This window comes from Saccharothrix mutabilis subsp. mutabilis, assembly GCF_039521145.1.
Taxonomy (GTDB): domain Bacteria; phylum Actinomycetota; class Actinomycetes; order Mycobacteriales; family Pseudonocardiaceae; genus Actinosynnema; species Actinosynnema mutabilis.
Genome location: NZ_BAAABU010000008.1, coordinates 231,613 through 255,181, shown reverse-complemented (window position 1 = coordinate 255,181; position 23,569 = coordinate 231,613). Strand labels below are relative to the sequence as shown.

The 23,569-nt window shown below is 73.9% G+C and carries 17 protein-coding genes and 1 pseudogene; 6 read left to right on the top strand and 12 right to left on the bottom strand.

Annotation, left to right across the window (positions count from 1 at the left end):
• Nucleotides 1-65: 65 nt before the first annotated feature.
• From ABD126_RS20455 to ABD126_RS20435, 5 genes are read right to left on the bottom strand one after another with little or no spacing between them, the layout of a single operon-like run.
• Nucleotides 66-1,748, bottom strand: a complete 1,683-nt coding sequence (locus tag ABD126_RS20455) for a glycohydrolase toxin TNT-related protein (RefSeq protein WP_343935453.1) — start codon at nt 1,746-1,748, stop codon at nt 66-68.
• Nucleotides 1,745-2,212, bottom strand: coding sequence for a hypothetical protein (locus ABD126_RS20450; RefSeq protein WP_343935452.1), 468 nt, complete (start codon nt 2,210-2,212; stop codon nt 1,745-1,747). Before ABD126_RS20450 ends, ABD126_RS20455 begins: the two co-directional genes overlap by 4 nt.
• Nucleotides 2,175-7,979, bottom strand: a complete 5,805-nt coding sequence (locus ABD126_RS20445) for a WXG100-like domain-containing protein (RefSeq protein ID WP_343935451.1) — start codon at nt 7,977-7,979, stop codon at nt 2,175-2,177. The genes ABD126_RS20450 and ABD126_RS20445 overlap by 38 nt, the downstream gene beginning before the upstream one ends.
• A gap of 25 nt (nt 7,980-8,004) precedes the next feature.
• Nucleotides 8,005-8,319 (bottom strand): WXG100 family type VII secretion target, encoded by a 315-nt coding sequence (locus tag ABD126_RS20440; protein ID WP_343935450.1) that lies wholly within the window; start codon nt 8,317-8,319, stop codon nt 8,005-8,007.
• Entirely contained in the window at nt 8,316-8,816 is a 501-nt protein-coding gene (locus ABD126_RS20435; protein ID WP_343935449.1) for a YbaB/EbfC family nucleoid-associated protein, read from the bottom strand. Before ABD126_RS20435 ends, ABD126_RS20440 begins: the two co-directional genes overlap by 4 nt.
• A gap of 101 nt (nt 8,817-8,917) precedes the next feature.
• Between ABD126_RS20435 and ABD126_RS20430 the strand changes: the two genes are divergently transcribed.
• The 4 genes and pseudogenes from ABD126_RS20430 (at nt 8,918) to ABD126_RS20415 (ending at nt 12,314) form a co-directional block, all read left to right on the top strand.
• On the top strand, nt 8,918-10,141 hold the full coding sequence (locus tag ABD126_RS20430) for an MFS transporter (RefSeq protein ID WP_343935448.1): 1,224 nt from the start codon (nt 8,918-8,920) through the stop codon (nt 10,139-10,141).
• Nucleotides 10,134-11,063 (top strand): DMT family transporter, encoded by a 930-nt coding sequence (locus tag ABD126_RS20425; protein WP_343935447.1) that lies wholly within the window; start codon nt 10,134-10,136, stop codon nt 11,061-11,063. Before ABD126_RS20430 ends, ABD126_RS20425 begins: the two co-directional genes overlap by 8 nt.
• 16 nt (nt 11,064-11,079) lie before the next feature.
• Nucleotides 11,080-11,928, top strand: a pseudogene (locus tag ABD126_RS20420) (bifunctional methylenetetrahydrofolate dehydrogenase/methenyltetrahydrofolate cyclohydrolase); the annotation flags it as partial.
• Between the two features lie 92 nt (nt 11,929-12,020).
• Nucleotides 12,021-12,314: a DUF3017 domain-containing protein gene (locus tag ABD126_RS20415; RefSeq protein WP_343935504.1), complete on the top strand. Its 294-nt coding sequence runs from the start codon at nt 12,021-12,023 to the stop codon at nt 12,312-12,314.
• On the opposite strand, the gene ABD126_RS20410 is transcribed toward ABD126_RS20415, so the two are convergent.
• A complete protein-coding gene (locus ABD126_RS20410) occupies nt 12,304-13,296 on the bottom strand; it encodes a reverse transcriptase family protein (RefSeq protein WP_343935446.1) in 993 nt (330 codons plus the stop codon). The two genes, ABD126_RS20415 and ABD126_RS20410, sit on opposite strands and share 11 nt — an antisense overlap.
• Before the next feature lie 56 nt (nt 13,297-13,352).
• Between ABD126_RS20410 and ABD126_RS20405 the strand changes: the two genes are divergently transcribed.
• Nucleotides 13,353-13,913, top strand: a complete 561-nt coding sequence (locus ABD126_RS20405) for a dihydrofolate reductase family protein (protein WP_343935445.1) — start codon at nt 13,353-13,355, stop codon at nt 13,911-13,913.
• A gap of 442 nt (nt 13,914-14,355) precedes the next feature.
• Here ABD126_RS20405 and ABD126_RS20400 read toward each other — a convergent pair whose 3' ends face one another.
• The 4 genes from ABD126_RS20400 to ABD126_RS20385 form a co-directional block, all read right to left on the bottom strand.
• Complete coding sequence (locus ABD126_RS20400) at nt 14,356-17,652, bottom strand: error-prone DNA polymerase (RefSeq protein WP_343935444.1); 3,297 nt, start codon at nt 17,650-17,652, stop codon at nt 14,356-14,358.
• A gap of 1 nt (nt 17,653) precedes the next feature.
• Nucleotides 17,654-17,836: a hypothetical protein gene (locus ABD126_RS20395; protein ID WP_343935443.1), complete on the bottom strand. Its 183-nt coding sequence runs from the start codon at nt 17,834-17,836 to the stop codon at nt 17,654-17,656.
• Nucleotides 17,836-19,407: a DNA polymerase Y family protein gene (locus ABD126_RS20390; RefSeq protein WP_343935442.1), complete on the bottom strand. Its 1,572-nt coding sequence runs from the start codon at nt 19,405-19,407 to the stop codon at nt 17,836-17,838. The genes ABD126_RS20395 and ABD126_RS20390 overlap by 1 nt, the downstream gene beginning before the upstream one ends.
• A gap of 100 nt (nt 19,408-19,507) precedes the next feature.
• Nucleotides 19,508-20,242, bottom strand: a complete 735-nt coding sequence (locus tag ABD126_RS20385) for a hypothetical protein (RefSeq protein ID WP_343935441.1) — start codon at nt 20,240-20,242, stop codon at nt 19,508-19,510.
• A 190-nt stretch (nt 20,243-20,432) separates the two neighbouring features.
• Here ABD126_RS20385 and ABD126_RS20380 point away from each other — a divergent pair, with 190 nt between their 5' ends.
• A complete protein-coding gene (locus ABD126_RS20380) occupies nt 20,433-21,248 on the top strand; it encodes a hypothetical protein (protein ID WP_343935440.1) in 816 nt (271 codons plus the stop codon).
• 52 nt (nt 21,249-21,300) lie between these two features.
• On the opposite strand, the gene purH is transcribed toward ABD126_RS20380, so the two are convergent.
• Both purH and purN read right to left on the bottom strand, forming a co-directional pair.
• Nucleotides 21,301-22,884 carry a bifunctional phosphoribosylaminoimidazolecarboxamide formyltransferase/IMP cyclohydrolase gene (gene purH / locus ABD126_RS20375; RefSeq protein ID WP_343935439.1) on the bottom strand — a complete coding sequence of 528 codons (1,584 nt, stop codon included), beginning with the start codon at nt 22,882-22,884 and terminating at the stop codon, nt 21,301-21,303.
• Nucleotides 22,881-23,543, bottom strand: coding sequence for a phosphoribosylglycinamide formyltransferase (gene purN, locus ABD126_RS20370; RefSeq protein ID WP_343935438.1), 663 nt, complete (start codon nt 23,541-23,543; stop codon nt 22,881-22,883). The genes purH and purN overlap by 4 nt, the downstream gene beginning before the upstream one ends.
• Nucleotides 23,544-23,569: the final 26 nt, after the last annotated feature.

The window sequence follows — 23,569 nt, the reverse complement described above, 5'->3', positions numbered from 1 at the left end:
CGACTCACCGTGCGCGCACGGGACCCCGTTGCGCCGAACGGACGAACCACGGGGTGCGACCGTCCCTAGACCGCGGGTGGCGGCGTCGTGGCCTTGTCGATCTCTTGCAGCCGGCCGTCGGCCAGCAGGTCGCGCACGGACGCCACGAGGAAGTACCCGGTGCCCCCGCCGGCCTGCCCGAACCACGGCACGGCGACGCCCTTCACCGCCGGCACCGGTTGCTGGACGCGATACACGTGGTAGCGGCGGTTCAGCCAATCCGGTGGCAGCGACCGCCGGCCGAACGTGGTGCCCGCCGCGTAGACGAGGTTGCCGCTCTCGGCCCCGAACCGGTCCAGCTCGGTCCCGGCGGGCAGCACGACGGCCTCCCGGTCGCTGAACAGCGACAGCGGCGGCTCGTCGGGCAGCGGCTGGATGTCCGCCACGGGCTGCACCACCGGCTGCTCGGCCCGTGCCCGGCCGCCGGCGCGCTCGGCGTCCCGGTCGTCGCGCCACAGCAGCTCGGCGAGCAGCACCTTCGCCGCGTCCACGGCGTGCTCGTACACCTTCGGGCGACCGTGCGGGCCGCGGTCGGCGTCCCAGAACTGGACCTGCCAGCCGGACGGTCCGGGCGCGGGCTCCAGCACCAGGGCGTCCGGGCGGGGCTCGACCAGGCCGTACTCGTGCTCGGCGACCCCGTAGTGGTCGAGGCGGGCCTTGAGCCGGTCCAGCGCGCGGCGGTCCGCGTCGGTGATCACGCGCGGGGTGTGCGGGGGCAGCGGCGCGCTCTCGGCCTGGCCGGTGGCGACGGCGGTGGCGGCGGCCTCGGCCTGCGGCGACACCGGCGGGACGGCGTAGCCGTTGTCGCGGATGTGCTGGACGAGCTGCGGCACCGGTGGGACGTGGTGGTGGCGCAGGTAGTAGGCCACGCCGCCGGGCCACACCCAGGTGCCGTCGGTGTGGAAGGACAGCGGCACGCCGGGGCTGGCGTCCGGGGTGAACACGTCCTTGCCGTAGGAGCGGGCGGCCAGCACGACCGGCGCTGCGTCCAGGTAGGCGAGGAGGTCGTCCAGTTCCTGCGGGTGGGGGCGGGGGCGGTCGGCGAAGGTCGGCACGCCCTGCGCGTCGAGGCCGTCGAACAGCGGCGCGGCGATGAGGTCGGCGACCCCCTCCGCCGGGGACTGCACCGGGATCTGCGCGGTCGGCGGCTCCGAGGTGGCGGCAGCGGCGGGCGGCTCGGCGGCGGGCGGCTCGGCGGCGGGGGCGGGCGGCTCGGCGGCGGGAGCGGCGGGCGGCTCGGCGGCGGGGGCGGGCGGCTCGGCGGTCGGGGTCGGCGGCGGCTCGGGGAGGCCGGCCTTCCGCGCCAGCCAGGCCGGGACCGCGTCCCGCGGGTGCAGTTCCAGTTCGCGCGCGTAGTGCTCGGCGTCCGGCGGCGAGACCCAGTCCGGGTCGGTGTCGCGGTTGAACTCCGCCGAGTACGTGTCCGGGTGCACCAGGTGGAACTTCATCGACAGCCACGTGCCGCCGCCCGGCCGCGCCATCCCCTCGCGCAGCTGCACGAAGAACGGCAGCGCCTCGTCGGGCAGCCGCCACTGGAACGACGACCCGTAGATGGTCAGGCCGGACACCTCGGCCTCCAGGTACCGGCCGACCATCCGGAAGTCCACGAACAGCTGCTCCCAGTCGCCGCGCAGCCGCTGCACCAGCAGCGTCGTCACGGAGCCGAGGATCGCGTTCTGGTCCTCGGTGTCCAACTGCGGCGCGGTCATGCGTTCTGCTCCTCGGTCGCGGCTTCGGCGAGCTTGGCCCGCAGCCAGTCCGGCACGAACGCCTCGTCCCGGGGGAACGCCGCCAGGTCGCGGGCGAAGTCCGCGGCCGGCACCGGCGGGTCGAACTGCGGGTCGTGGTCGAAGTTGTAGGTGATGTCGATGCGCAGCGGCGCGTTCACCACGCACCGGCACGAGAACCACGCGCCCCGGCCCGGCTGGTAGTTGGCCTGGCGCAGCTGCGCGAACGCCTCCGCCAACCCTTCCGGCGGCAGCACCTCGGGCGTCGAGCCGTCCGGCAGGTAGACGGTCAGCGCGAGGTCCTGCACGGCGACCGTCATCCGCACCAGGAGGTCGATGCGGCGGAACCCGTCGGGAGCGGCGTCCAGCAGCAGGCCGCCGATGACCTGGAGCAGCTCGTCGTGCCGCTCAGAAGCCGACTGGCCAGAGGGCTGCGTTGTGCTCATTGGGGTAGCTCCTGACGTAGATCTCGGTCGTGCCGTCCGCGCGGGTCACGCGCCAGCGGGTCTGGTACGTGTGCGGGTGCCGGGTCAGCGGGTCGCGCAGGGCGAAGGTGTCGATGATCTCGACCGTACCGCCGGCCTTGATGAACTTCGACCGGTCCCGCTCCATCCGGTGCCACGTCTCGTCGGTGGCGAACGCGGGCCGGCCGTTGCCCTGGTTCTGGTCGCGCTGCTGGCTGGACTGGTTGGCCGCCTCGCCCGGGAAGCCCAGCTCGTTGCCCTGGTGGTGGCCGCCGTCGGACAGCTTCTTGCCGCTGCCGTCGACCTCGCCGTGCGTGCCGACCTCGACCTGGGCGGCCCCGTCGCGGCGGATCGCGCCGCCGGAGGACAGGTCGGGCCGGCCGGTCGTGGCGACCGTCTCGCCGTCGCGGTTGGTGCGGCCCCGCCACATGTCGTTGTCGGCGACCAGGACCGCGTTGGGCAGCGGCAGGTTCAGGTCCGGGCTGAACGGGCGGAACGTGTGCACGAAGCCCACCGAGCCGTCGTCGCCGGTCTGGAACGTGCCGTAGCCCTGCTCCTTGTGGTCGTCCAGCACGAACCGGGTGCCCGGCGGCAGGTCGGCGCGGCCCGCGAACGGGTCGCTGTTGCCGAAGGGCCGGGTGACCGCGGCGTGCTGCTGCGGCGTCCACGTCGAGGTGTCGCCGGTGACCTTCACGGAGTAGGCGTACTCACCGTCCACTTTGGTCCGTTCGAGGGTGAGCTTGACCTCGTTGGCGGGCGCGGGCCAGGTCCGGGTGGGTTGTTCGGCGCGGCCGAGGCCGTAGAAGCCGTCCGAGGTGACCTGGGCGTGGGACGGGGCCTGGGCGATCTCGGCGTTGACCCGGCTGCGCTGGCCGGAGTGGGTCTCCTCGAACACGACGTGCCCGGCGTCGTCGGTGAGGAACCGGCCGCGGCGCTGGCCGTGCTCGTCGGTGACGACGTACTCGGTGTTCGCATCGTGCACCTGGCCGGGCCGGCTGAACGGCTGGCCCTGCTTGAGGTCGTCCACCGACTTCTGCTGCGCGGTGGGCGGTTCGACGCGGTCGACGGCGTTCTGCGGGTGCCCGTCGGCGTCGGTGGTGAACTCCTGGTGCAGCGGGCCGCGGTCGACGTTGTAGTTCGCGCCGGGGACCGGGTGGGTGACCTCGGGGTTGCGGGTGTCGCCGAGGAAGTCCGGCGCGGCGATCCACTTCGGACGGCCGTCGCCGTCGGTCTGGACGGTGCCGCGGTGGTTGCCTTCGGTGTCGTAGACGTCCATCCGGGTGTCCGGCGGGAGGTCCGTGCGCGCGGTGAACGCCTCGCCGGGCTTCGGGGCCATCGGGTGGTCGCGGTCGATGGTGACGCGGCCGTTCGCGGCGGGCGGCGGCGGGTCGATCAAGACCGTGCGCTGGACCTGGACGTCCTGGCCGCCGATCTTGATGGTGTCGGTGGTGGTCTGGCGGGTGCCGTCCGGGTTGGCCACGAACACGTCGTGCCGGTGGCCGGTCTCGACGCGGTAGTGGGCGTTCGGCGCGGGGTGCAGGACCTCCGGGTTGTCGCCGTGCCGGGTGTTGGGGGCGATGGCGTCGACGAAGACGTTGCCGTCGGCGTCCACGTGGACGACCGTGCGGACCTCGCCGTTCGGGTTCCGCACCTCGATGCGGGTGTCGCGCGGCAGGTCGCCCTGGCGGAACAGCGACTCGGTGGTCTGGACGGTCTGCCGGTGCGTTGTCCGCGGTTCCTGCCAGGGCGTTTGGACCTGGGGCTCGATGTCGAGCCGGCCGCGGTGCTCGCCGGTGGCGAGGTCGCCCTTGGGCTCGTGGCCGGGCGGCATGCCGTGCTCGCCGACCGGGGTGCTCGTGCCGTCCGGCTCGAACCGGTGCCAGCCGCCGTCCGGTGGGATCCGCGGGCCGCCGGACTCGGCCGGGGAGCTGGAGTAGAGGTTGCCGTGCTGGTCGGACCAGGCGAGGCGGTCCGGCGCGATGACGGGTTGGCCGGTCTCGCGGGCGACGTGCGCGGCGAGGCTGTTCTCCCCGCCGGCCGCCGCGTCGCAGCCGACGAACACCAGCGGCCGGTCCGCGAGGCCCGGGTGGTTGGTGATCAGCTCGACCAGTTCGGCGCGGGTGTAGTGCCGGTCGCCGATGCGGACGCCGTCGCCGTCGGTGTGGATGTCCAGGACCGCGTGGCCGTCGGTGGGCGGGATGCGGCGGGCCAGGTCGTTGAGGTGCGGTTCGGTGTGGAGGGCGACGCCGGCGTCGGTGACGTGGCTGTTGCGGATCGCCTGGTCGACGCGTTGCGAGACCTCGCCGAGCGGGATCGGGCCCTGGTGGGCGACCGGGCCGAGGTCGCGGGCGGGCTCGTGCGGCGCGTAGTCGTCGAACGCGCCGTTGCGGGCTTCGTCCACCGTGACGGGGTCGGGGGTGCGGACGTCGCCGTTCTCGTCGAAGGTGCCGAAGTCGGGCGGCAGCACCTTGCCGTCGGCGGGCGGGACGTCCACCTCGCGCATCAGGCCCAGGTCGATCAGGCGCTGGACGCTCATCTGGCCGGTGTTCGGGTCCACCAGGTCGGGGTGCGCGACGGGCTGGAGCTGGCGCGCGCCGCCGGGTTGGTCGAAGGCCGGGGCGACCGGGGCGAGCTCGACGGTGAGCGGGGCGTCGAGGACGTAGACGTGGTAGCCCTTGCCGAGGCTGTCCGGGAGGATCGCGCGCTCGCCGAAGCCGTAGGCGTTGCCGTCCGTGTCGAGCGGTGAGAGGAAGTCGCCCTGGGGGCTGCCGAACCGGTCGAGGACGGTGCCGGCGGGCAGTTCGACCACGACGCGGGGGCCGTCGGCGCCCTGGTTCGGGGGCCAGTTGATCGAGCCGTCGGGCTTGGAGTGGGCCTGGATGAACGGCTCGTAGCTGCCGTGGGGGCCGTAGGGCTGGTAGGTCGGTTCGACGATGGCGGCGGCGCGCTGGTCGTAGGTGCCGACTTCGCGGTCCGTGGGGCCGGTGCTGTCGTGGAAGGAGTGGTAGGGGCCGTCGTGGGAGAAGCCCGGGACCACGCCGGCGGGGTTGCCCCAGACGCCCTTGTGGGGGAAGGGGTCGGTCGCCGGGGGTGGGGTGGGCTGGGTGTCCTCGGGCCACTCGTGGCTGTCGGCCGGGGTGTGCTCGTCGCCCGGCTCGCCGGTGGTGTCGGGAGTGGTGTCGGGGGTGGTGTCGGCCGGCGTGTCCGGGGTGGGGTCGGGGGTGGTGTCGGCCGGCGTGTTCGAGGTCGGGTCGGGGGTGGGGTCGGTCGGCGTGTCCGGAGTGGTGTCCGGCGTGGCGTCGGTCGGCGCGTCCGGGGTGGGGCCTGCGGTCGGTTCCGGGGTCGGGGTGGTGTCGGGTGCCGGCGTGGTGTTGTTGCCGGGGGGCGGGTTCTGGGTGCCTCGGGCGGCCGGGGCTTCGGTGCCTCGGGCGGCCGGGGTTTCGGTGCGCGGGGCGGGTGGCGTCGGCTCGGTGCGCGGGGATGGTGCCGGTGTCGCGGTGGGTGCGGGCTGGTGGCCGGTGGGGCCGAAGCCGCCCGGCTGGGGGCCGAACCCGCCCGGTTGGCCGGGCTGGGGGCCGAAGCCGGCGGGCGGCGGCGTGCCCGGTTGTTGCGTGGACGGGCCGCGCTGTTCGGGCATGACCGGGGAGTTCTGGTGCGGGATGTGCGGTGCGTCCGCGTAGGGCTGGGACGGGATCCCGGTGACCGAACTGGCGCCCGTGGAGTCGTGGGGACGGTTGCCCTGGTCCCGACCACCCGGGTTCGGGTCGCTGAAGAACCCACCCACGGGAGCGGAAGGCCCACGCCCACCACCGCCACCGCCGGCGGCAGGACCACCGGCGGCCCCCATCGGAGGAGGCGCGACCCCGCCGGCCCCCATCGGCGCACCACCCTGCCCGGAGTGCCCTTGGCCGACGGGACCACCGGGAGTCGGCGAGACACCGCCCGGAGCGGCAGCACTCCCCCCGGAGTGGCCGCCCGGAACCTGCCCACCGGCGACCGGCGCGGTCCCGGGAGTCGGCCCACCGGTAGCAGCCGGACCGCCGACCGACGAAGAGCCACCGGTAGGCGATGGCCCACCGGTCGGAGTCGGGCCACCGGTCGGAATCGGGCCACCAGTCGGAGTCGGGCCGCCGGTCGGAGTCGGGCCGCCGGTCGCGGTCGGGCCGCCGGTCGCGGTCGGGCCGCCGGTCGGAGTCGGGCCGCCGGTCGCGGTCGGGCCGCCGGACATCGGGGTGCCGGCCGGCGGCGGTCCGCCCGGTGTGGTGCCGGCGAGCGGCGGGCTGCCGGGAGTGGTGGCGGACAGTGGTGGGGTGCCGGCGGTTGGGCTGCCTGTGGATGGGGTGCCTGGCGTGGATCCCGGGGAAGCCGGAGCACCGGGAGTCGTCCCCCCGAACGTCGGCATCGGCCCGGACACCGGCACACCCGGCCGAGCCCCGCCAACCCCCGGACCGCCAGAACTCCCGACCCCCGGAGTCGGCGAGTGCGGCACCCCGGGCGAAGCACCACCCGGGACCGGAGTCCCGCTGAACGTCGTAGGCGTCCGACCGACCGGAGCAGGGCCGCCCGCCGGCGTGCTGGGCGCGGCACTCGGTGCGCCCAGACGGCCGGTGATGGACGACGTCCCGCTAACCACCGGAGCCGTCGGAACGGTTGCCCGCCCGCCCGAACCCACGGGTGGCGGCGAAGAGTCACCACCGACCGACGGTGGCGGCGCGGCGACGGATGGACTCGGGGCGGGCGGAGCGGAGACCGCCGACGTGGTCGTGGTGTCCCTGCCGACCGGGTTCAGGCCGTCCCGGCGAACGGAAGGGCCGCCGGGAGCAGCAGCGGCAGCGGGCGCGGTGGGAGCGGGAGACGGGCCGATGTCCGGCGGACGGGAGACGGGGTCTCCCGCGGTCACCCTCGGCGGTTCCACGGTCAGGCCGTCCTTCGCGCCCCCGATGCCACCGGAGACCGCACCGGACGTCGCACCCAGCAGCACGTCCCGCGCGCTGATGTCCTGACCCATTACCGCGGCCGTGCCGACGGTCGAGGCGGCACCCTCGACGGCACCCCGCGTCGCACCCACGGCCATCTGCCCGGCCAGGCCGCCGCCCTCGAACTTCAACCCACCGGACAACCCGCCGACAACACCCGACACGGCCCCGGAAACGGCCGCCTCACCGGTCTTGCCCCAGTCCCACTGCGAACGGTCCCCGCGCGCCACCTGGATGCCCTGGATCACCACGTCGATCCCGACCGAGATGGCCACCTCGCGCAGGATCGCCAGCACCAGCTGCCGGAACGTGAACTGCACGATCAACCGCGTCGCCTGCTGCGCGATGGGGATGCCGGCGGTCGAAGCGCCGAACGTCCCGAACGCCGCCGCGATCAGCGCCGCGATCTCGATCGCCAGCGCGATCAACGACGCGATGATCGACAACTTGGTGTACTCGACCTCCAGGGCCGAGTTGTCGCAGCTCTCCGCGAGCTGCTCGCACACCTCCCGCAGCTTCGGCAGGTACGAGTCGTCACCGCCGGCGAACTTGCCCCAGTACTCCTCGAACCGCCGCACCGCCTCGCCGGTCTGGCTGGCGGTCACCGTGGACGCGGCGCCGTTGGCCTCGTCGATCACGGACTTCACGCCCTGCGCGGCGGTCCGGTAGGCGTCGGCCATGCGCCGCAGCGCCGTCTCGTCGCCCTCCGGCCAGCTCTGCCCGACCACGATCGGGAACAGCCACGTGACCTCGCTCGGGATCTCGATGCCCACCGCTCGCGCCCCTCAGCCGAAAACGTCAGTAGGTCCGGGAGATCCCGGTCGCGTTGCCCTGGTCGGACCCCTCGTACGCGGCGGCCGACTCGTCGACCCCGGTCCGGATGTCCTGCAACGCCTTGGCCAGGTTCTTGAAGGCGTCCAGGGTCGCCGTGGAGTTCGGCACGTACTGCTGCGCGAACGCCTGCCCCGACTCGTCACCGCCCCAGCACTGGCCCTCGGCCTGCAACGCGCCGTTCAACGCCTCGAAGACCCCGGTCAGGGCGTCGCCGGCCGCGCTGAACTGCGCACCACCGCGCCGCATGCCGGCCACGTCTACCTGGAAGCCGCCGTTCACCAGCCACTCCTGTCCATGATGGTGTCGCCGTCGTCGTCATCGGTCGGAGCGGGGGCCCGGCGCGGCGGCGTCGCGGTCGGCACGGCGGGCGGCTGCGGGATCAGGTCGGCCAGCGTCGGCACGCCGGGCAGGAACTCCGACAGGTCGACGCTCGCGCCCTCCTGGGCCGGTGCGAGGACCTCGGTGACCTCGGCGCGGGCCTGGGCGACGGCCCGCAGCACGGTCTCCGTGGTGAGCCGGGCCAGCTTCTCCGGCGTGGTGCGCTCGAACGCGTTGGGCGAGAACTCCAGCGAGGTCAACGCGCCGGTGGAGTCCACCGAGGCGCGGACGCTGCCGTCCTGGGACACCGCCGTGGCGCTGACCGCCTGGGCCCGCGCGGCGGTCTCGTGCAGTTGCGCGGTCTTGGCGCGCAGCTCCGTGAGGAGGCTGTCGACGTGCTCGCGCATGGCGGCGTTGCGAGCCTCCAGCTCGGCCCGGCGTCCCGTGGGATCGGTCACAGCTATCCCCTCGCTTGTGCCTCCAGGAGGTGCTGACGCTAGCCGAGGCCTCCGGGTTCCCGTCGATATTCGGGCCGGTTTTGTCGGGGGTGGGGTGCAGAGTGGGGGTCGTGCTCCGGCCCTACCGCGAACTCGCGTCCGTACCAGGACTCCCCGCGTTGCTCATGTGGTCGCTGCTGGGCCGCATCCACATGCCGGGGACCCCGCTGGCCTCGTCGTTCATGATCGCGGGGTGGACCGGCTCGTACACGGCGGCGGGTCTGGTGGGCGGCGCGTTCGCGGTCGGGCTGGGGGTGGCGAGCCCGGTGCGCGGCCGGGCCGCCGACCGGAGTCCGGCGAGCCGGTTGCTGCTGGTCACGGCGTTGGGCTACGGGGCGGCGATCCTGGCCGCGGGGGTCGTCCCGCTGGTGCTGCCGCCGTCGTGGTGGCCGCTGTCGGTGCTGGTGGCGGCGGTCGCCGGGGTGATGATGCCGCCGGTCACGCCGATCAGCCGGGCCACCTACCCGCGCATGGCCACCGGGTCGGCGGGCACCGCCGTGTTCACCGTCGAGGCGTCCATGCAGGAGGTCATCTACGTCATCGGGCCGGCGTTGACGGCGATGGTGGTGGCGTTCTTCAACCCGTACGCGGCGCTGTGGATGTGCGGCGCGCTGGCCGTGCTGGGCGCGTTCGGGTTCCGGGCGGCGCTGCGGCGGGCCGGGATGGACGAGCCGGTGCCGTCGGGGGCGAGGCACTCGGGGCGGACGCTGCTGGCCGATCCCCCGATGGTGTTCGCGTTGTCCACCGGGTTGTGCATCGTGGCGTCGCTGCTCACCATCGACCTGGTGATCATCGCGTGGGCGCGGGACCTCGGGTCGCCGGGCCTGGCCGGTGTGCTGACGGCGGTGTGGGGTGTCGGGTCGGTCGTCGGCGGGCTGGTGGCGGGCGGGCTGCACGGGGAGCCGCGGTTCACCCGGCGGATGGTGCTGCTGGCGTTGGGCGTGGTGGCGCTGGTGCCGGTGCTGCCGCCGGTCACGCAGCCGTCGTCGGTGTGGCTGATCGGGTTGGTGCTCGGGGTGGGCGGGATGGCCATCGCGCCCGCGATCGCCGCCAACAACACGCGGATCAGCGAGATCGCGCCGGAGGGGCGCAAGGCCGAGGCGTTCGGCTGGCTCGGCGCGTTCACCACCGCCGGTCAGGCGGCGTTCCTGCCGGTGGCGGGGTGGCTGCTGGACCTGGTCGGACCGGCCGCGGCGGCCGGGGCGAGCGCGGCGGCGGCGGTGCTCGGGGTCGTGCTGGCGAGCCGGGTGCGGGCGCCCAAGCCGGAGAGCGCCCCCGTTGGTTGAGACGCGGCAGAAGGTCGTCGGGACGGGGGTCGCGTTCGTCGGCGGCGTGTTCCTGGCGGTGCAGGGCCGGTTGAACGGCGAGCTGGGGCACGTGTTCCGGGACGGGTTCCTGGCCGCGCTGGTGTCCTTCGGCGGCGGGTTGGCGCTGTTGCTGCTGGTCGTGCTGCCGGCCGAGAGCGGGCGGAAGGGGTTGCGGCGGCTGGGGGACGCCCTGCGCGGCGGGCGGATCCGGTGGTGGCAGTGCGTCGGCGGCGCGTGCGGGGCGTTCTTCGTGTCCGCGCAGGGCCTGACGGTCGCCGCGCTGGGCGTCGCCGCGTTCACCGTGGCGGTGGTGGCGGCGCAGGTGGTCGGCAGCCTGGTGGTGGACCGGGCGGGGCTCGGGCCGACGCGGCAGCCGTTGACCGTGCCGCGCGTGGTGGGCGCGGTGCTGGCGGTGCCCGCGGTGGCCGTGGCGGTGGCGGACGACTTCGGCTCGCCGGCCGCGCTGTGGCTCGCGGTGCTGCCCGCGTTGGCGGGGCTGGGGTTGGGCTGGCAACAGGCGGTCAACGGGCTGGTCCGGGAGGCCGCGGGCAGCACCCGCGTGACGACCCTGGTCAACTTCGCCACCGGCACCGCCGTGCTGCTGGTGGTGTGCGCGGTGGACGTGGCGGTGCGCGGATTCCCGACCGCCGCGCCGAGCGAGCCGTGGTTCTACGCCGGTGGCGCGCTGGGCGTCTGCACGATCGGGTCGGCGGTGCTCGCCGTCCGCTACACCGGCGTGCTGCTGGTCGGGTTGACGCAGGTCGCGGGCCAGCTGGTGGGCGCGGTGGCGGTCGACGCGGTCGTTCCGGCGGCGGGTTCGCGGCTGTCGGTCCTCACCGTCGTGGGCACGGTGTTGACCTTGGCGGCGGTGGCGGTCGCCGCGCTGCCGAGCCGCCGGTGATGCGAAGATGGGGCGCGTGACGGCGACGATCCTCAACGGCAGGGCCACCCGGGACGCGATCTTCGACGACCTGCGGGCGCGGGTCGCGAAGCTGGCCGAGCGGGGGGTGACGCCGGGCCTGGCCACCGTCCTGGTCGGCGACGACCCCGGCTCCCACTCCTACGTGAAGGGCAAGCACGCCGCGTGCGCGAAGGTCGGCATCACGTCGATCCGCCGCGACCTGCCCGCCGACACCACGCAGGAGCAGCTCGAAGCCGTCATCGACGAGCTGAACGCCGATCCCGCGTGCACCGCCTACATCGTGCAGCTCCCGCTGCCCAAGCACCTGGACGCCAACGCGATCCTGGAGCGCATCGACCCGGCCAAGGACGGCGACGGCCTGCACCCGGTCAACCTGGGCAAGCTCGTCCTCGGCGACGAGGCCCCGCTGCCCGCCACCCCGCGCGGCGTGGTCGAGCTGCTGCGCCGCTACGACGTGCCGATCGCGGGCGCGAACGTGACCGTGGTCGGGCGCGGTGTCACGGTCGGGCGGCCGATCGGGCTGCTGCTGACCCGACGCAGCGAGAACGCGACCGTCACCCTGTGCCACACCGGCACCAAGGACCTGGCCGCCGAGGTGCGGCGGGCGGACATCGTGGTCGCGGGCGCGGGCAGCCCCGGCCTGATCACCGCGGACATGGTGAAGCCGGGCGCGGCCGTGGTGGACGTCGGCATCACCCGCACCGACGCCGGGCTGGTGGGCGACGTGCACCCGGACGTGGCCGAGGTGGCGGGGTTCCTCGCGCCGATCCCCGGCGGGGCCGGGCCGATGACCATCGCGATGCTGCTGACCAACACCGTCGAGGCCGCCGAGCGCGGCGTGGCGGCTGCCGACTCGGGTTCCGGCTCGGGGTCGGGTTCGGGTTCTGGCTCGGGTTCGGGCTCGGGTTCGGTGGAGGGCTGAGGGCGGTGGAGCTGATGCCGGAGCAGCGCTGGCGGTCCGCGGCGGGGCAGCACCTGCCGTTCGCGCTGGTGGTCGCGGTGGTCGTGCTGGGCATCGTGCGGATCGTGCAGTACCACTGGCGGCAGGGCGCGGTGCTGATCGGCGTCGCGCTGCTGCTCGCGGCGCTGCTGCGGGTGCTGGTGACCGACGAGCAGGCCGGCCTCATCGCGATCCGCAGCCGGAGCGTGGACGCGCTGCTCTACTCGGGGTTCGGGTTCTCGGTGATCGTCGTGGCGATGACCATCATCGGCGGCCCGTTCAGCCGCTGATCGCGTCCAGGAGCGCCGCCAGCTCGGCGGCGCGGGCGGGGCGTCCGGCGGACACCCACTCCACCCGGCCGCGCAGGTGCGCCCGGAAGTCCGGGTGGCCGTGGCGGTTCTGCGACTCCAGCCCGTGCCGGGCGCAGTTGTGCAGGACGGCTTTCAGGTCGTCGTACTCGGCGCGGGACGCCGCCGGCGCGTGGTTGACGACCAGCCCGGCGAGCCGTTGCCGTTGGTGCCGCGCGGTGATCCGGGTCTTGTCCGGGTTGATGCGGAAACCCTCGCTGTGGACGGCTTTGCGCACGCCGGGCAGCAAGCGGTGCGGGGGGAGGTCCGCCGGGCCGGAGAACGCGAGGTCGTCGGCGTAGCGGGTGTAGGTGGCGTTCAGGCTGCGCGCGAGGCCCGTGAGGCGGCGGTCGAGGTTGCGGGCGATCACGTTCGCGGTGGCCGGTGAGCTGGGCGCGCCCTGCGGGAGGTGCGGGGCGGCGAGGCGGCGGCGCAGCGGCCAGTCGGCCCGGAGCGCGGTGTCCGGCGGGGTGCGGGTGGTGAGCAGGCCGGTGATCGCGGCGGCCACCGCGGGCGGGTAGCCGTGGGACTCCAGCAGGCCGCGGACGCGGGTGCCGGTGACCGAGGTGAAGAAGCCTTCGAGGTCCACCCGCACGACCAGGGGTTTGCCTGCGTGGGGCGCGGCGAACGTGCCGGTCGACCGGCCGCGCCGGAAGCCGTGGGCGGCGTCGTGGACGTCGAGCCGGTCGAGCAGGTGGCGGGTGAGGCGGCGCTGGAGTTCGGCCAGGCGCGGCTTCGGGGACGAGATCAGGCGACGGCCCTGCCACCAGGAGCGGTAGTGGCGCAAGGGTTCCCGCGCTTGGCGGTTCCAGGCGCGGGTGTCGGCGAACCAGGCCAGTTCACCGGTGTCGAGGTCGAGCAGCCGGACGGCGAGGTCTTCCGCCGGGACGGGCCCGAGCACGTCCGCGAGGCGTTCGCTTGACAACCACTACAGGCAGAGTACTACAGTCGTCGTTGTTACCGGAGCTTGGGGAGCCGATCTTGCGAAACCTGACCTACATGGTCGCCATGTCCCTCGACGGCTTCATCGCCGCGCCGGACGGGACGTACAACGATTTCCTGTTCGAGGGCGACCACATGACGGCGTTGTTCGAGGAGTACCCGGACGCTTTGCCGACCGTGGCGCGACAGGCCTTGGGCTTGGACGAGAAGCCGAACCGGACGTTCGACACGGTGGTGATGGGGCGGGCGACGTATGAGGTGCCCGGCGGGTTGCCGAGCCCTTATGCGCACTTGCGGCAGTACGTCGTGTCGAGCACTTTGACCGGCGCGCCTGAGGACGTGACGGTGGTGGCGGATGCCTTGTCGGCCGTGCGGGCGTTGAAGGCGGAGTCCGGGTTGGACATCTGGTTGTGCGGTGGGGGCAAGCTGGCGGCGGCGCTGGTGCCGGAGATCGACAGGTTGATCCTGAAGGTCCACCCGATCGTCCTGGGGAGGGGTGTGCCGTTGTTCGACGGGGAGTTCCCTGCTCAACGGTTCGCGAAGGTGGAGAGTAGGGTTTTCGCGACAGGGGTGACTTTCGCGACGTACAGCCGGTCATGATCACTCTTTGCGGTGAAAGAAACGTGAAACTGTACGAAAACACCGTTACCGCCCCTCGGTGAAACATGGAACACCGCGCGAACCACCCCACCCGAACCCCGCCCGCAACCCCGCAGTCCGCTCGGGATGCCGCCAGCAGGGATATCGCCGGCCCGGATTCCGCCGGCCGGGATGCCGCTGGCCGGGATGCCGCTGGCCGGGATGCCGCCGGCCGGGATGCAGCCGGCCGGGATGCCGCTGGCCCGGACGGGAGCGCTTGCCAGTCGCGCGGCTTGGCCGGTCCCGCGCGGACCTGGTCGGGGTCGCGGAGGCGGGTCTGGCAGCGGTGCGCCTGGCTCTAGCCGCCACCCCGATCGCGCATGCGCAGCACCGACCCGCAGCGCCTCGGCCGGCGACCGGCGGCGGCTCGGCGGGCGGCGGGCGGCAGGTGTGGCGTGGTGGGTTACTGGAAGTCTCGGGAGCGGGTCGGGATTCTCAGGTCCAGGCGGGTCAGGTGTTGGGCTCTCAGGCTGATCACGCCCTCCGCCTTCTCCAGCACCCCGCGGACCAGCAGGGCCGGGCTCGTGCGGGCCACCTTGCGGTAGCGGGTCCAGAGGCCGGTGGTGCAGACGACGTTGACCATGCCCGTCTCGTCCTCGATGTTCAGGAACGTCACGCCGCCCGCGGTCGCCGGGCGTTGGCGGTGGGTCACGGCCCCGCCGATCAGGACCACCGTGCGGTCCGGCACCGTCGACAGGGCCGCGACCGGGAGCGCGCCCAACGCGTCCAGGCGGTCGCGGACGAACTCCGTGGGGAACGTGTCCGGGGACAGGCTCATCGCCCACACGTCGGCCGCCGCCAGCTCGACGCCGTCCATGCCGGGCAGGGTGGGGGCGGTGGTGCCGACCGTGGTGCCGGGCAGGCGGTCGGGGCGGATGCCCGCCACCGCGCCGGCCGCCCACAGGGCCTGGCGGCGATCCAGGTCGAAACCGGCGAAAGCGCCCGCGGTGGCCAGGGATTCCGCCTGCCTGGTGGTCAGGCGGACCCGGGAACCCAGGTCTGCCATGTCGCGGTAGGGACCGGAAGCGCGTTCCGCGACAAGGGTTTCCGCCAGGCGCTGGCCGATGTCGCGGATGCCGGCCAGGCCGATGCGGACGGCGGGCTCGCCGTCCACGCGTTCGACGGTGGCGTGCGGCAGGCTGCGGTTGACGTCCGGGCCCAGCACCCGCACGCCGTGCCGGCGGGCGTCGGCGACCAGGGACTGGGGTGAGTAGAAGCCCATCGGCTGGGCCCTCAGCAGCGCCGCGCAGAACGCCGCCGGGTGGTAGAGCTTGAACCACGCGCTCACGAACACCAGGTGCGCGAAGCTCAGCGCGTGGCTCTCGGGGAAGCCGAAGTTCGCGAACGCCAACAGCTTCGCGTAGATCTGCTCCGCCAGCTCCTCGTCCAGCCCGTTGGCCAGCGCGCCCTGGAAGAAGCGGTCGCGCAGGCGTTCCATGCGGTGGGTCGACCGCTTCGCGCCCATCGCCCGCCGCAGCTCGTCGGCCTCCGCGGGCGTGAAGTCGGCCACGTCCACGGCGATCTGCATCAACTGCTCCTGGAACAGCGGCACGCCGAGGGTTTTCTCCAGCGCGCCGGCCAGGAGGGGGTGGTCGTGGGTCCACTGCTCCTGGCCGTTGCGGCGGCGGATGTACGGGTGCACCGAACCGCCCTGGATCGGGCCCGGCCGGATCAGGGCCACCTCCACGACCAGGTCGTAGAACTCGCGCGGCTTCAGCCGGGGCAGGGTCGCCATCTGCGCCCGGCTCTCGACCTGGAAGACGCCCACGGAGTCGGCCCGTTGCAGCATCTCGTACACGCGCTGGTCGTTCAGGTCGATGCGACCCATGTCCACCTCGACGCCCTCGTGCTCGCGCACCAGGTCGATCGCGTAGTGCAGCGCCGAGAGCATCCCCAGCCCGAGGAGGTCGAACTTGACCAGGCCGATGGACGCGCAGTCGTCCTTGTCCCACTGCAACACGGTCCGGTCCTTCATGCGCCCGTTCTCCACCGGGCACACCTCGCTCACCGGCCGGTCGCAGATGACCATGCCGCCGGAGTGGATGCCGAGGTGCCGCGGCGAGTTTTCCAGCTGCGCGGCCAGTTCCAGCACCGGGCGCGGGATCTCGGCAGCGTCCAAAGTGGACCGCAACGGTCCCCAGCGGTCGATCTGCTTGCTCCACGCGTCCTGCTGCCCCACCGAGTGGCCCAACGCCCGCGCCACGTCCCGGATCGCCGACCGCGCGCGGTAGGTGATGACGTTCGCGACCTGCGCCGCGTGCCGCCGCCCGTACTTGCCGTAGACGTACTGGATGGCCTCCTCTCGCCGGTCCGACTCGATGTCCAGGTCGATGTCCGGCGGCCCGTCGCGGGCCGGCGCGAGGAAGCGTTCGAAGAGCAGGTCGAACCGGACCGCGTCGACGTTGGTGATGCCCAGCGCGAAGCACACCGCCGAGTTCGCGGCCGACCCCCGGCCCTGGCACAGGATGTCGTTGCGCCGGCAGAAGTCCACGATGTCGTGCACCACCAGGAAGTACCCCGGGAACCCCAGTTCGGCGATGATCCGCAGTTCGTGCTCGATCTGCCGGTACGCCTTGGGGTTCTCCTCGGGCGAGCCGTACCGCCGACGCGCGCCGGCGTAGGTCAGCTTGCGCAGGTGGCTGTTCTCGTCCTCGCCCTCGGGCACGTCGAACGGCGGCAGCTCGGGCGCGATCAGCTTCAGGTCGAACTGGCACTGCAGGCCGAGCACGGCCGCGCGCTGCACCGCGCCGGGGAACCGGGCGAACCGCCGCGCCATCTCCTCCCCCGACCGCAGGCACGCGGTGCGCCCCGGCGGCAGCCACCCGGTCATCTCGTCCAGGCTGCGCCGCGCCCGCACGGCCGCCATCGCCGCCGCCAGCCGCCCGCGCGACGGCACGGCGTAGTGCACGGCGTTCGTCGCCACGGTCGGCAGCCCCAGCTCCGCCGCCATGCCCCAGAGCAGGTCGTTGCGCGGACCGTCCTCCGGGTAGCCGTGGTCGGTCAGCTCGACGTGCACGCGGTCCGCCCCGTACAGGGCGACCAGCCGCCGCAATGCCGCGAACGCCGCCTCCGGCCCTCCGGACGCCAACGCCCGCCGCACCGCGCCCTTCCGGCACCCGGTGAGCACTACGCACTCGTCCCGCGTGTCCGCGACGACCTGCTCCAGCTCGTACACCGGCCGGCCCTTCTCGCTGCCCGCCGCCAACTGGCCGGTGGTGATCGTGCGGCACAGCGCGTGGTAGCCGTCCGGGTTCGTGGCCAGCAACAGCAGGTGCTCACCCGCGGGGTCGGCGAACCCGTTCTGCGGGGCGGACAGGCCCAGGCTTAGCTCGGTGCCGAACACCGTGCGCACGCCGAGTTCCTTCGCGGCCTCGGCGAACCGGACCACGCCGTACATGCCGTCGTGGTCGGTGATCGCGATGCCGTCCAGGCCGAGCTGCTGCGCGGCCTCGACCAGCTCCTCGGGGTGGCTCGCGCCGTCGAGGAAGCTGAAGTTGGAGTGGCAGTGCAGTTCGACGTACGGGACGCGGGCGCGCGTCGCGCCCAGCTCGTCCACCTTGACCGCGAACTCCGCCGGCGCCTCGTACCGCTCGCGGTGGCGGGTCCAGGCCGGGCTGTCGCCGCCGTCGGGCGGCTGCGGCTTGCCGGACAGCGCGCGTTCCAGCTCCGACCAGCGGACCGGCGGGTTGCTGAAGCCCACGTCAGAACAGCTCGTCGGGGGCGCGGCGGGGCAGGGGGATCAGCGGCGGGGCCCACCCGAAGCGCGCGGGGTGCGCGGGCTCGACAGCGGCGTCGGGCGTGCTCCCGAAGGCCGCGCCCAGGCCGCCCGCGCCGGGTTCGTAGCCGTCCAGCCAGTCGCCGGTCTCGAAGAAGTCCGCGGACATCAGTCGTACACCCCTTCCACCGCCCACTTCCCGCCCGCGCGGATCAGCAGGTAGGCCAACTCTTCCCCGTCCGGCGCGGCGCCCAGGACCTGTAGGCGCGCCGCCCGCACGGCGGTGCCCTCGTCCCACCACCGCTCGTCCACCGGCCACGGCCCGGACCACGCCACGACCCGCCTGCTCTGTCCGCTGTGGACCATCCGGGCGGGTCGGCCGACCAGTTCCGCGTACCCGGTGACGACGACGTCGCCGCCCGCCTCGTCCACCAGCACCACCGGCTCCGGGGACGCGAACACCGTCGCCGGCGACGGCGCGGGCAGCCGGCCCGGCCACGGCGGGTCCGGGTCGGTCGTGGGCACGCGCTCGTCACCCCACGGCACCAGGCGCACCCGGTCGACCGGTCCCCGCCCGCCCTGCAGCACCGGCGTGACCACGGCGTCCGGCCCGAGCAGGCCCTGGACGTGCACCATCGCGCGGGCGGCGCGTTCGGCGGCCTCGCCCTGGTCCTGGCCCGCGCCCGGCCACAGGCCGAGCTGGAGCGCGGCGGCGTCGACGACCTCCTCCGGGTCGAGCTGGAGCAGGTGCAGGCCGGAGGTGAGGCGTTCGCGGGTCAGCCAGCCGTCGAGCTGCCAGCGCACCCGGTCCGCGATGCCCTGCGGTGTCAGCGGGTCCGCGCACCGCCACACGCGGCGCAACTGCTCGCCGTTCTCGGTGGTGGCCCGGATGCCCAGCCGCGTGCAGGCCAGGCCGCGGTCGGCGAGCGCCCGGTGCAGGCGTTCGGCCAGGGCCTTCGCGGCGAACGCGGCGGCGTCGACCCGGTCCACGGGCGGGTCGAGGGTCTGCGTGACGGACAGCTCCGGCGGCGGCCGGCGCCGCACGCGCGGGCGTTCCTCCAGGCCGCCGGCGAGGCGGTGGGCCAGCACGGCGTCCCGGCCGAACCGGCTCGCGACGTCCCGCTCCGGGACCGCGGCGAACGCCCCGAGCGTGCGCAGGCCCAAGCGGCGCAACAGGTCCACCAGGTCGGCGCGGTCCGGGCGGTGCTCGGCGGGCGGGTCCAGCTCGTGGACGCCCAGCGGGGCGAGGAACTCGCGCGCGCCGCCGGGCGGCACGACCAGACCGCGCTGCGCGGCGAGGGTCGCGGCGAACAGGCCGTCGGCGAACCCCACCTGCGCCTCGACGCCGGCGTGCACGGCGACGTGGTCCACGATCCGCTCCGCCGCCCGTTCGGGTGAACCCCAGTAGCCGACGGGGCCGCGCGCGGCGACCGTGACGAGCCCGGGGCGGACCACCTCGATGCCCGGCGCCAACTCCTCGACGGCGGCGGCGACCGGTTCGAACAGGCGGGCGTCGCGGACCTCGTCGTGCTCGAAGATCACCAGTTCGGGGCACTGGCTCTGGGCGGTGCGCTTGCGCTGGCCACGCCGGATGCCCTCCCCGCGGGCGACGGCGGAGCAGGCGACGACCTCGTTGGCGCGGATGACGGCGGCGGGCACGTGCGGCGGCAGGGCGGCTTCGGCGGAGGCGGCGACGACCGGCCAGTCCGGGCACCAGACGGCGAGCGTGTAGCCGGTCATCGGGGCACACCTCCGAAACGGGTCCACCCGCCGGTCCGCCACGGCGCGAGGCCGGGCGCGGAGCAGGACAGGGCGGCCAGGAGACGTCGCAGCACCGCGGTCACCCCGCTTCCGCGGAGACCGGTTGCAGCACGCGCTCACCGGTCGCGGTCGGTCGCCAGGACTGTTCCCGCGCGGGGTCGGGAGCGGGCAGGGACGCCCCTCCCCGCGCGGGAACGCCTGGCAGGGACAGCACCGCGGTCCGTTCGCGCGCGGCAGCCCCCCGGCCGGACGCGCGGACGGTCACGGTGCGGCCGGTGAGCAGGCCGTGGCCCTCGCCCAGGCCGGTCCACCGGCTGAAGGCGGCGCGCAGCTCCACGTCGGCACCGGGCCAGCCGATCCCGAACGGCAGCAGGACGGCTTTGCGGTGCCGTGCCCGCGCGGAGAGCTTGCGCGCTGCCGCGGGCGCCACCGGAGCGGCCACCGACACGAGGTCGAAGCCGTCCAGCAACGCCGCCACGGTGCGCTCGACCTCGCCCTGGTCCCGACCAGGACGGGGGACCAGCGCGAGACGGTGGACGGCCACCCCCAACTCGGCCGCCGCGAGCGCACCACAGCGCGGCAGACCGACCACCGCCGCCCAGCACCCTTCCGCCGTCGCCTCGGCCACCAGCGTGAGCAGCAACGATGTCGACCCGCGCACCGACACCGTGCTGCCCCGCCGCAGGCCGCCCCACGGGAGGATCTCCGCCAGTTCCCCGCGAACCGGCAGAGCCCGAGCCGATGCCGTGGCCGACTCGCCGGCCGCGCCTACCCCGAGCGCGACCAACGTCGCCGTTGCCGACCTGGACGACACCAACCCTCCTCCCACGAATCCGCGCGCACCCCTGTGCGCGGATCGCCGTGGGAAGCCGGCGACCTGTCCGTCGAACACCTGTTCGAACGACAGCACGATCTTATCGCCTCCGGACCACCCGGTGTCAATGGCCACGACCGGGTGACTGGCAGACTGCGGCCCGACGCTTCCGCGACACACGGGGGGAACCGTGAACGCTCCTCAGAACTGGCCCCAGCAGCCACAACAGCCCGGCCATGGACCCGGCCAGCCGCAGGGCGGTCCGTGGCCGCAGGGCGGACCCGGCTCCGGCCACGGTCCCGGCTTCGGCCCCGGCCCTGGCTTCGGTCCCGGACCCGGCTCCGGTCCCGGCCCCGGCTTCGGCGCACCCGGCGGTTACGGCCCCCAGCCGCCCAAGAAGAAGCGGACCGGCCTGGTCGTCGGCATCATCGTCGGCGTCGTGGTCCTGGCGATCGGCGGCGTCGTCGGCTCGATGTACCTGGAGTACACCGAGGACGTCGGCTACGGCCCCGGCGAGCAGCCCACCGAGGCGTGCGCCATCAGCGACAGCCTGAAGCAGCAGGCGAAGACCAGCAGCTTCCGCCTGGCCATCAAGCCCGACGACGGCCGGTCCGGGCTCAAGCACAGCCTCTGCATGTGGGAGCAGGCCAAGGGCAAGGACGGCAAGAACCCGCGGAAGCTGAGCATCCACGTCTACGACTACCGGGTGTTCAACAAGGACAAGGCGAAGAACGAGGAGCAGGCGCGGAGCACGTTCGGCAGCCAGACCCAACTGTCCGGCGACCAGGCCAAGCCCACCGAGGGCCTGGGCGACGAGGCGATGTTCATCAAGCCGAGCGCGACCTCCGACAAGACCCACGTCGGCCTCGTGGTCCGCAAGGGCGAGGTCGTTTACTCGATCGAGTACTTCGGGCGCGACAAGGGCTTCATCACCGACAGCCCGTTCCCGGTCGCGGACGCGGAGGCCGTGGTCCGCAAGGCGGCTGAGGAGATGGTCGCCAAGTAACGCGAAAGCCGCGCGGTCTCAACGGAAGAGACCGCGCGGCTTCGGTTCAAGCTCAGTGGGCGAAGTGGCGCGTCCCCGTCAGGTACACGGTCGCGCCCGCCGCCTCGGCCGCCGCGATCACCTCGGCGTCCCGCACCGAACCGCCCGGCTGGACGACCGCGCGCACGCCCGCCTCCAGCAGCACCTCCAACCCGTCCGGGAACGGGAAGAACGCGTCCGACGCCGCCACCGACCCGCGGGCCCGGTCGCCGGCGCGGGCCACCGCCAGTCGGGCCGCGTCCACGCGGTTGACCTGGCCCATGCCCGCGCCGACGGTCGCGCCGCCGGAGGCCAGCAGGATCGCGTTCGACTTCACCGCTCGGCACGCGCGCCAGGCGAAGGCCAGGTCCGCCAGGCCGGCCGCGTCCAGCGGCTCGCCGCAGGCCAGGGTCCACTTGGCCGGGTCGTCGCCCTCGGCCTCGATGGTGTCCACGGTCTGCACCAGCAACCCGCCGGACACCGCGCGCATCTCCGCACCGCCCCGCGACGGCTCGGACGCGACCAGGATGCGCACGTTCTTCTTGCGCGCCAACACGTCCACGGCACCGTCGGCGTACGACGGCGCGATGATCACCTCGGTGAAGATCTCCGCGACCTGCTCGGCCAGCTCGACCGTCACCTCGCGGTTGGCCGCGATGACGCCGCCGAACGCGGACACCGGGTCGCACGCGTGCGCCTTGCGGTGGGCGTCGGCGATGGCACCCGGACCGTCCACGGAGGACACCGCGATGCCGCACGGGTTGGCGTGCTTGATGATCGCCACGCACGGCAGGGTGTGGTCCCACGCCGCGCGCCACGCCGCGTCCGCGTCCACGAAGTTGTTGTACGACATCTCCTTGCCGTGCAGCTGCTGCGCGGTGGCCAGGCCGGTGCGGCCGTCGCCCTGCGTGTAGAGCGCCGCCTTCTGGTGCGGGTTCTCGCCGTAGCGCAGCACCTGCTTGCGGTTCCACGTCGCGCCGACCCAGCCGGGGAAGCCGGAGCCCTCGTCGTCGGGGCTGAGCACGCCGCCCATCCACGACGCCACGGCCACGTCGTAGGACGCGGTGTGCCGGAACGCCGCCGCCGCCAGGCCCTGCCGGTCGGCCAGGGTGAACCCGCCCTCGGCGACCTGCGCGAGCACCCAGGCGTACCGCGCCGGGTCCACGACCACGGCCACGCTCGCGTGGTTCTTCGCCGCCGCGCGCACCATCGCCGGGCCGCCGATGTCGATCTGCTCGACGCACTCCTCGGGCGACGCGCCGGACGCCACCGTCTGGGTGAACGGGTAGAGGTTCACCACCAGCAGGTCGAACGGCGCGATGTCCAGCTCGCGCAGCTTCTCGACGTGCTCGGGCTTGCGGGTGTCGGCGAGCAGGCCGGCGTGCACGCGCGGGTGCAGCGTCTTCACCCGGCCGTCGAGCACCTCGGGGAACCCGGTCACGCTCTCCACCGGGGTGACCGGCACCCCCGCGTCGGCCAGGGTCTTGGCCGTGCCGCCGGTGGAGACGATCTCGACTCCGGCCGCGTGCAGGCCGGTGGCCAGTTCCAGCAGCCCCGACTTGTCGGACACCCCGATCAGGGCCCGACGAACCGGTCGCCTCTCGGCAGGAGTGGTCACGGGATGCTCACCTTTCGTCCGTTCACGGTGCAGCCCTCGCGGGCCAGGCGGGCGACGACGTCGACGAGCAGCCGCCGCTCCACCACCTTGATGCGCTCGTGCAGGCTGTCGACGTCGTCACCGTCACCGACGACGACGGCTTCCTGGGCCAGGATCGGCCCGGTGTCCACGCCGCCGTCCACCAGGTGCACGGTCGCGCCGGTGACCTTGACGCCGTAGTCCAGGGCGTCGCGGACGCCGTGCGCGCCCGGGAAGGCGGGCAGCAGCGCGGGGTGGGTGTTGACCATCCGGCCGCCGAAGCGGGCCAGGAAGGCCGGTCCGAGGATCTTCATGAACCCGGCGGAGACCACCAGGTCGGGCTCGTGCGCGGCGACGGCGTCGGCGAGGGCGGTGTCCCACTCGTCGCGCGTCGGGTGGTCCTTCAGGCGCACGCTGAAGGTGGGGACCCCGGCGCGTTCGGCGCGGGCCAGTCCTTCGATGCGGGCCCGGTCCGCGCCCACCGCCACGACCCGAACGGGGTAGCCGGGGTCGGCGGCGGCGTCCAGCAGCGCCTGCATCAGGGTGCCGGAGCCGGAGACGAGGACGACGACCCGCGCGGGGTTGGGAAGCCGGAGTGTGGTCTCGGCGCTCAGCGTGCTCTCCTTGCTGGGGACTGTCACAGCAGCTCAGGAGCAGCCTAAGCGGT